An 8,676-nucleotide genomic window follows, 5' to 3' on the forward strand; every position below is an offset into this window, starting at 1 on the left:
CGCTCGGAAGCAGGACAACATGCCACATGTAGCCGTTGTAGTAGGTCAGCTTGGTCGTGCTCGTCGCCATGATGGTTCCCCTTTTCGCGAGACCGCCGGCGATCATCGCCGACGGCGCCCCCTTGTCGTCTTTCAGTGACCTGGGTTCACGCTAAGGACGGCGGCGGGGCCGCGTCATGACCAGTCCTGGTAGCGGGCGCTGAGGCAGCGTAGCCAATTCTGGCTATCGGCCCCAGTCCAGTCGCATACGTCCGCGCCCGGCATCACCAGGGCGGGTATTCAGGTGAGTGCCGCGTGATGCCCCTTCCTTACCGGGTTGTGACGCGCAAGAAGGCCATGATCCGAGCGGCGCTCTGGGCAGACCCAGCGCGGCTCAGAGTATGCCCGTGGGCTGGGCCGGCGCGGTTCTCAAGCGCCCGTTGCACCGCTGTATTGCGCAGTCACGGTCACCCTGCTCGGCGGACAGTCGGCCGTATGTTTATGCATCAGCGCGCTGTGGGCAAACATCCGGATCTGCCGCTGCGAGCGTATGCCGGCATCTGCGGAGCTTGCCGCGGTCGCGGAGCGGGTAGCACACTGATCTTCAAGCAGCTGATGGTTCAGCAGCGGGCTGCGGTATCAGGGACGAGGGGCAAACGCGATGACGCCAGCGGGCAGTCATGTTGTTTTCATTCACGGTCTGTGGCTGCACGCGAGCTCGTGGGCGCCGTGGACGGAACTGTTCCAGACCGCGGGCTACGCGCCGCTGGCGCCGGGCTGGCCAGGAGACTCCGACACTGTCGAGGAAACCCGCAGCCATGCCGACCAGGTGGCCGGGAAGGGCATCGACGATGTCGTCGATCATTATGCGCAGATCATCCGCGGCCTGGACGCCCCGCCGATCGTGATCGGACACTCCTTCGGCGGCCTGATCGTCCAGCGACTGCTGGGCCAGGACCTCGCGGCCGCGGGAGTAGCGATCGACGCGGCGCCGGTCAAGGGCGTGCTTTACCTGCCCCCGTCGGCGCTGCGGGTCGCCTCGATCGCGTTGCGCACCCCGGCCAACAGGAACAAGGCGGTAGCGCTGACCCCGGAGCAGTTCCGCTATGGCTTCGCAAATGCGCTGCCCGCGCAGGAGTCCGCCGACCTGTACCAGCGGTGGACGGTCCCCTCGCCGGGCAAGCCGCTGTTCGAAGCCGCCGCCGCGAACCTATCGCGGCGGTCGCCTGCCAAGGTCAACACGGGCAACAAGACCCGCGGGCCACTGCTGCTGATCGCCGGGGGCCACGACCACACGGTCCCGGCAGCGATCACCAGATCGACCCGCAAGCTGTACCACAAGTCACCAGCGATCACCGACCTGCGGGAGTTCAACGACCGGGGCCATTCACTGACTATCGACCACGGCTGGCGTGAGATCGCCGACGAAGTGCTGAACTGGCTCGGCCAGCGCGTCAAGTAGCCAGCAGGCGCCAGCCGGCCAGGAACAAGCCCAGCCTCGAGCAAACCCCCGCCCACCCCGGCGCCTGCTCACGCGTCGCCTATCCGCGGGAGACGCCCGACATTAGCCGAGATGAGTGCGCTGTGCAGACGTTTACCTATGTCCCAAATTCATGGTGGAGTCGGCTTCCTGCATTACGCATATGTATTATCATTCTTACCAGCTGCACATGAATTGTGCGTTCCCGAGAAAGGTACCTGAGGGCGTTCTTGGGTAGGTCTCTTATATTCTTGTGCGGGATTTAGCTGCAGGCTGTGCGGACTTCGTCCTTTGCAGCTGTTGCCGTCAAGCTGTTCGTCTGTTGTCATGGTGCGTAAGGTGTCAGGACCGGTCGGGAAGCCGCTGGGGGGCGAGGGTGCCTTGGGTGAGGTCTTTATCAGCCACGCCTCGGCGGACAGGGCGATGGCTGCCCGTGTCGCCGAGGGGGTCCGGGCAGCCGGTCACAGCATTTTCCTTGACACTGACCGGGAGGACGGTATCGTCCCGGGCGCGGCCTGGCAGCGGACGCTGCTGCGCGAATTGCGAATCTGCGATTCGGTGGTGTTCCTGAACAGCCGGGCTGCGCAGGCCTCTATGTGGTGTCATTCGGAACTGGTGGTGGCCACCGAGCTGGGCAAGCGTATTTATTCTCTTGATCTGGCCCCGGATCTTCCGCCGCACCCGCTGCTTAGGTCGTTGCAGGGTATCCGGTTTGACCCGGCCGGTGACGGCAGCATCCGCCGGCTGACCGGCAGCCTGGGATTGGACGGGCTGGCAGGCAGCGGCGGACTCAGGTGGGAGCGGGGCCGTCCGCCTTATCCGGGGCTGGCGGCGATGGACATGGCTGATGCTGGTGTGTTCTTCGGGCGGGAGGAGGAAATCCGGGACCTGCTGGCCCGGGTCGACGGGCCGCTTGGGCAGCGCGACGGTGACCTAGTGGTCGTGATGGGTCCGTCGGGGGCGGGTAAATCCTCCCTGGTGCGGGCGGGGTTGGCGGCGCGGCTGGCCGTGCCGCAGTCGGGCTGGGCGGTCGCCGGTCCATTCGAGCCAGGGATCCGGCCCCTGGACCGGTTGCTGAGCCGGCTGGCCGGTCTGCTTCCCGGCCAGCTGACCGACGGTCAATGCCGGGACAGGCTGGTGAGCCAGGGCCTGGCGGCATTTGGCGAGTGGCTGGCCATTCACGCCAAGGTCCCGGCGAAACGGCTGCTCATTACGGTCGACCAGGCTGAGCAGCTGGCTACTGTCACCCCGGCCCGGGAAGGTGAGGAGTTCCTCGGCGTGCTCGGCGGTGGCCTTGGCGCAGGCTCACCGGTGACGGTCGTGATGACGGTCCGGTCTGACCGTTTCGATGAGATCCAGCGGCTGCCGGTGATTGGGCCGGTGATCCGCGCTCCGTTCGCGATCGCCCCGCTCACCCGGCCCCAGCTGGCCATCGCGATCGAAGGCCCTGCCCGGCGCGCTGACCTGACCTTCGAACCGGGCCTGGTGAGCCGCCTCATCGACGACGCCGCGCACGGCGCAGAGACCGCGGACGCACTGCCGTTCCTGGCCTTCGTGCTGCGCGAGATGTATGACCTGCTGGTGAAGGAGGATCGCACCGTCTTGACCGCCGCCGACTACGAGCGGGTCGGGCGGATCGATGGCGCCATCATCCGGCGTGCTCAGGCCGCCGAGGAGTCACTGCCGCCCGGCAGCGAGCAGGTCCTGGAACACCTGCTGCCGCGTTTCGTCGCCTTGAGCGACGAACGCCTCCCCGCGGCCCGGCCGGTGCCGCGTGACCTGCTGATGACCGCTGAACAGCCAATCATCGAAAGACTGGAGGATCAGCGGCTTGTGGTCGGCACGGGGGACACGGTCCGGCTGGCCCACGAACGGCTCATCGCCGCATGGCCGAGGCTGGCCAGGGCGGTGGCCGACCGCCGCGATGACCTCCTGCTGGAAGCCAGGCTCGAGCGCCAGGCCGCGGACTGGCAGCGCGGCCACGGGGAACTGCTCGGCCGTGACGCCGTCGCTGACGCCGCCTCATGGCTGGCCAGGCAGGCCGAACCCGCAACAGACCGCGCTGCTGTCGGCGAGTATGTCCGCGCCTCCCAGGCGGCACTGCACCGTCGGCGAGCGCAGCTGGTCAGCCTGCTCTGTGTCATCGTGGTACTGGCCATCGCCGCTTCGCTCGTCGCAGCCGCTGCGGTGATCCAGCGCTCGGACGCGGTCAGCCAATCCCGCCTCGCCCAGTCCGAGGAGATGGCGGCCGAGGCCACTAGCCTGCTGCCAGCAGATGCTCCGCTGGCGATGCTGCTCAGCCTGCAAGCCTACGAACGCGCTCCTACACTGCAAGCCAGAAGCGCACTGATCCAAGCCGCCCAGCAACCCCTGAGCCACCTGCTGCAATCCGGCAGCCCGGCCTACAGCGTGGCGTTCAGCCCGGACGGACACACCCTGGCCGCCGGCGACGTCAACGGCCAGATCGGCTTGTGGAATGTGGCGACCGGGCGGAGAACCTCTTCCCTGGCCGACGGCAGCACGGTCGACAAAGTGGTGTTCAGCCCGGACGGACACACCCTGGCGGCCGGCGACGTCAACGGCCGGATCGCCCTATGGGACGTGACGACCGGGCGCAAGACCGGTTCCATGGACGACGGCAGCCGGGTCGACAGCGTGGCGTTCAGCCCGGACGGGCACACTCTGGCCGAAGGAGACGACAGCGGCGACATCGGCGTGTGGGATGTGGTAACCGGCCGCGAGACGAGCATCCTAGCCGTAGGCGGGGACTCCCCCATCAATCCCATTAACGGCGTGGCGTTCAGCCCCGACGGGCGCACCCTGGCGGCCGGCGACGGCAATGGTCAAATCAGCCTATGGGACACCGCAGCCGACCGCAGGACCGCTTCCCTGACCGAGGGCCGCCCAGTTTTCAGTGTGGCGTTCAGCCCGGACGGACACACCCTGGCGGCCGGCGACGACAACGGCCAGATCGCCCTGTGGGACACGGCAACCGGGCAGACGACCGCTACCCTGGCCGAGGGCAACACGGTCAACAGCGTAGCGTTCAGCCCGGACGGGCACACCCTGGCGGCCGGTGACGAGAACGGCAATATCGGCCTGTGGGACACGGCACCTGGGCGGGGGACCGCTCCTCTGGCCGAGGGCAGCCCGGTCGGGGAGGTGGCGTTCAGCCCGGACGGGCGCACCCTGGCCGTCGGCGACTGGAGCGGCCACATCGGCGTGTGGGATGTGACGACCGGGCGCAGGACCGCCTCCCTGGCCGAGGGCAGCCCGGTCGAGAGCGTGGCGTTCAGCCCGGACGGGCACATCCTGGCCGTCGGCGATTACGCCGGCAATATCGGCTTGTGGGACGTGGCAACCCGCCGCAAGACGGCCAGCCTGCTCGTAGGCGACCCATCCGGCTCGATACACAGCGTCGCGTTCAGCCCGGACGGGCACACCGTGGCCGCCGGCGTCACCAACGATGACACCGGCTTCATTGGCGCGTGGGACACGGCAACCGGGCAGCCGACCGCTACCCTGGCCGACGCCAGTCCGGTCGAGAGCGTAGCCTTCAGCCCGGACGGGCACACCGTGGCCGCCGGCGACGACAACGGCCACATCATCCTCTGGGATACCGCAACCGGCCGCAAGACCGCTACCCTGGCCGACGGCAGCACGGTCGAGAGCGTGGCCTTCAGCCCAGACGGGCCGATCGTCGTAACCGCGGACTCCTCCGGGAATCTTGGTATGTGGAATGCGGACAACGGGCAGCAGCTCGCGCGCCTAAGTGGAAGCAATGCGGTTAACAGTCTCGCGTTCTCTCCGGACGGCTCGATTCTCGCTCTCGGGGAGCTAAATGGCAGCATAGTGTTTTTGCGCCAGAGGCTAACGGATTTGACTCAGCGTTTCTTTACGCATCTTATATGTGAGAAAGTCCCGGAAAACATCGCTCCAGTCCAATGGGCACAGTACGCACCCGGTCAGCCCTACCAGCGCACCTGTTCTTAGGGCAATCACCGCTCAAATAGCCGACTAGCTTGACTACGTTACTCTTAGGTCGGCCCTAATCCACCGATCCGCGCGAAATTAGCAGCCATTTGACCGGCAGCCATCTGACACTCGCCTCGCCGCTATCACGCAACTACACAGAGCCGCTGCTGGTTACCTCTCACATCAAACTAGCCTCTCAGAAACACACTCTTCTGCCGCGCAGCGGGCGTTTAACTGGCCGCCGGGTCTACTTCCTGACGCTTCTCGAACCCTCACGGGATGACCGGACTCGGGCCCTTAGCGCTGGCCGGCCAGCCATCTGCCACTGTAGGCGCAGCCAGCTCAGGAGACGGACTCATTTGCCGCTCATGACGCTGGCGCGGATCGGCGCTACGAGCGGCCGGCAGGAGCGAGGTCACTCCCCGGTCGACAGGGGTCGCCTGCGTCGTGCACGGTCTACGGGAGCGCGGCGCGAGCGCTGATCAGGTCATCGGTGGCAATTACGACCTTCACGCCGCCGAAAGTGGTGTAAGCAAGCTCGACGTTGACGTTGGCATCGGCGAGTCGCCTGGTCAGCTCGCCGAGGGCACCGGGCCGATCCTCGATGCCGACCACGAGCACCTCGCGCTGATCGGCGATCCCGATCCCGGCGCGCTCAAGCGCCTGCCGGCACAGAGCCACGGTGTTGTCGTCGAGCAGCAGGTGGACGACACCTCGGCCCTCACCAATGAATCCCGCAAGGCCCCGGATACTGACGCCGACTTCCCCAGTGATCTCCGCCAGCCGGGCAAGCTCTCCCGGCCGGTGTTCGAGAATCACTGTCAAGTCCGTAGGCATCGCATCTTTGATCTTGCCACATGGCGGCCGGCACCGGCCAAACTGATCATCACCCAGGCCGTCCAGCACGGCGACTGCACGCGTCGCCCTGGCGCACTCATGACCGCACTCTTTTGCCGCGAAGCGCGCACAAGCGGTACTCGGACCTGAGCTTAACGGGGTAATCTCATGAATCTCCCGAAATGGGGCACTTGTCCGGAGACTTATGCATATGTCAATGCATGTATTCGCACTGGTACTGCCGACTGTATCTGGCTCCGTCGAGTGTACTCTTATTAAAGAGGACGGAGTGCTTGCCTGCGGGCCGGCACTTTCAGCCGAATCTGCCGGATGGCGTACCGGCAACTCTTATCGGGAGGGTGCCATGCAACCTGCGGACAGCACGCCGATAGCGGCCGCTTCGACGCCCGGCGTTCCCAGGAACTACGGATTCGCTTACATCGGCAGCGACCAGCGAATCTATGCGGTCCTGCAGAACACGGAGTCGGTAACTGACGTGAACTCGGGCGGTGTCGACTGGCAGACCGTGGATGTGCTGGCCCTGTGGCAGTCGCAGACACAAACAGGCGTCCCACTGCCGTTTCCCCGCTCGGACATCAGCCCGCGCAGCGACGGGCCTATTTGCATGAACTGGAACCCGAACACGGACTCCTTCGATAACGATCCGCCCGACGCTTATCTCGGTTACATCGACGCCAACAGCCATGTGCAAGGCGTATCCATGTCTTTCGACGGCTCCCCGCCGGTGCTAAATTGGCCGGAAACCAATGCTGACCTCACAGAGCACACCGGCGCGCCGCCCGCGGCCCGAGGCAGTGGCATCGCCTCCTACTACTGGCAATCGCAGCAGTCCCAGCACATCGTCTACGCCGGCACGGACGGCAACGTATGGGAGCTCTACCTCCTGCCGAACACGTACACCAGCGATGGCCTCCCGTTGTGGCAGTCCAACAACCTGTCCGGACGGACGGGATACCTGGGCGCACTGGCGCCGAAAGCAAACAGCCCGCTCGCCGCGACGATGTTCGAGCGCGAGCAGACCGAGCACGTGATCTATGTCGCGAGCGACAACACCATTCGCGAGCTCTACTTCTACGACGGAAGCTGGGGCGGGAACAATCTCAGCGCGGCGGCCGGCGCAAGCCCGCCCGCCGCGAACACCCCGCTGGTGACCTACGCCTGCACCTACGAGGACACTCTGCACGTCTTCTACATCGACGAGGACGGCCATCTACAGGAATTGTGGTGGAAACAGGGCAGCTGGCAAATGACCCACAACCTCGACGAGGTCTGGGGGAAGAAACCAGCGCCCGACAGCGATCTGGCCGGCTACTCAAGCGAGTACGAGCAGACACATCACATCATCTATACGGACGTCAACGGCGACCTCATCGAGGTCTATCGCAAGGGCGATTCATGGGGCTACACCCTCCTCATCGGCGTGCCCAACCCCGAGACGCCGCTCAGCACATCGAGCCCGATCGCGGGCTACGCCGTCGAGGTGAGCGGCGACACGGGCAGTGAGCAGGTCTTCTACGTGGATAGCTCCCGCCGTGTGCACCAGTTGTACCGGGCCAACAACAGCTGGAACTTCGGCCTGACCTCCGGCTGAGCGATCAAGACTGGTCGCCCGGCTGGCCGCCGTATAGACGTGCTAGCTACTTCGGCCTGAAAAAGGAACCGAGGAACTACGCCCGGAGGGCGGGACCCATGTGCATGTTTATGCGCTACCTGCAGGGCCGAGAACGCACGTAGCCGATGAGCGGACGGCAAGGAAATCGGGTGCATCACCCGGTCTCGGGCTGAAAGCATGGCGCGACCGATGCGAAAGGGGACGCCATGCCTTGGGCGCTCATCGAGGTCCGCCGCCAGTGGTCTCGCGAGGAAGAGACCGCGCTCATCGATGCGGTTCACGCTGCGCTTGTGGCTGCTGCCTTCCGGATTCCTGCCAAGGACAAGCATGTGCGCCTTCAGGTGCATGAGCCGCATCGTTTTGCGCACCCGCCGACGCTGGCCGAACCTGAGTACGCGACGTTGGTGTCGGTGGACTGCTTTGCCGGTCGCTCCGTCGAAGCCAAGCGACGGCTCTACGGGGAGATCGTCGACCGCCTTGAACCGCTGGGAATCCCTCGCGACCATGTCTCGATCACCCTTCGCGAAAGCCCTACCGAAAACTGGGGCATTCGGAGTGGCCAGGCTGCGTGTGACGTCGACCTCGGGTTCAACGTCAAGGTCTGACTAGCGCACTCACACGCCGCCTGCCTGGAACCCGGTAGACCGGCGGTCGATGAACCAGCCAGCGGCGGCTGTGGCGGTGGTGGCCGCCGCGCCCAGCAGACTGACCGGCACGCCTGCCACACGCTTGACCGGGTACGGCGGATCATCGACTGCAGTGCCGGGCACCA

At 65.7% G+C, this 8,676-nt stretch carries 5 protein-coding genes; 4 read left to right on the top strand and 1 reads right to left on the bottom strand.

Translation table 11 applies throughout. The annotated features are described in order from the left end of the window. The first annotated feature begins 640 nt into the window (after window positions 1-640). The gene (locus WA805_RS02775; protein WP_422278831.1) at window positions 641-1,441 is read left to right on the top strand and encodes an alpha/beta hydrolase; all 801 of its coding nucleotides are present in this window, start codon (window positions 641-643) and stop codon (window positions 1,439-1,441) included. 399 nt (window positions 1,442-1,840) lie between these two features. Next, window positions 1,841-5,452, top strand: a complete 3,612-nt coding sequence (locus WA805_RS02780) for a TIR domain-containing protein (RefSeq protein ID WP_422285681.1) — start codon at window positions 1,841-1,843, stop codon at window positions 5,450-5,452. A gap of 438 nt (window positions 5,453-5,890) precedes the next feature. On the opposite strand, the gene WA805_RS02785 is transcribed toward WA805_RS02780, so the two are convergent. Continuing rightward, window positions 5,891-6,340 carry an ACT domain-containing protein gene (locus WA805_RS02785; protein ID WP_422277311.1) on the bottom strand — a complete coding sequence of 150 codons (450 nt, stop codon included), beginning with the start codon at window positions 6,338-6,340 and terminating at the stop codon, window positions 5,891-5,893. A gap of 295 nt (window positions 6,341-6,635) precedes the next feature. Between WA805_RS02785 and WA805_RS02790 the strand changes: the two genes are divergently transcribed. Next, window positions 6,636-7,883, top strand: coding sequence for a hypothetical protein (locus WA805_RS02790; protein WP_422285680.1), 1,248 nt, complete (start codon window positions 6,636-6,638; stop codon window positions 7,881-7,883). Window positions 7,884-8,110: 227 nt separating this feature from the next. Then, window positions 8,111-8,509 carry a tautomerase family protein gene (locus WA805_RS02795; protein WP_422285679.1) on the top strand — a complete coding sequence of 133 codons (399 nt, stop codon included), beginning with the start codon at window positions 8,111-8,113 and terminating at the stop codon, window positions 8,507-8,509. Window positions 8,510-8,676 lie beyond the last annotated feature (167 nt).

This window comes from Trebonia sp., from assembly GCF_049794275.1.
Taxonomy (GTDB): Bacteria; Actinomycetota; Actinomycetes; order Streptosporangiales; family Streptosporangiaceae; genus Trebonia.

Bases quoted from the DNA above. Each gene is read 5' to 3' on its own strand.
- WA805_RS02795 (WP_422285679.1), top strand. From the start codon at position 8,111: ATGCCTTGGGCGCTCATCGAGGTCCGCCGCCAGTGGTCTCGCGAGGAA.
- WA805_RS02775 (WP_422278831.1), top strand. From the start codon at position 641: ATGACGCCAGCGGGCAGTCATGTTGTTTTCATTCACGGTCTGTGGCTG.
- WA805_RS02790 (WP_422285680.1), top strand. From the start codon at position 6,636: ATGCAACCTGCGGACAGCACGCCGATAGCGGCCGCTTCGACGCCCGGC.